At 57.2% G+C, this 243-nt stretch carries 1 protein-coding gene; it reads right to left on the bottom strand.

The genetic code is table 11. From position 1 onward, the window contains the following. On the bottom strand, nt 1-243 hold a 243-nt coding region (locus R0J87_RS23795; protein WP_498889483.1), incomplete at both ends, for a hypothetical protein.

Genomic DNA, 243 nt, shown 5'->3' with positions numbered 1-243 from the left:
ATGGCAAGATCGTCCTGCCAGTTCGGCCAGACCCGGGCAATGTAAGCATTGCTGCCTTCACCGCTGAACAGATAACTGTCGTTAAACACCCCGGCCATTTTGACAAATGCTTTGTCCCGACTCTCTTCATCTGTCAGCCAGTGACCGCTTTTGTCGCGCAGCGCCTCCAGGCCGGCCTGCGCCGTTCGCGGAAAAAATGGCAAAGGGGATGACTGCCCGGCCAGATACCCTTCGGTCAGCATC

This window comes from Halomonas sp. SIMBA_159, from assembly GCF_046536035.1.
Taxonomy (GTDB): domain Bacteria; phylum Pseudomonadota; class Gammaproteobacteria; order Pseudomonadales; family Halomonadaceae; genus Vreelandella; species Vreelandella venusta_A.
Note: the sequence above shows the minus strand (reverse complement) of the source record. Positions and strands in the feature narration are given on the sequence as shown.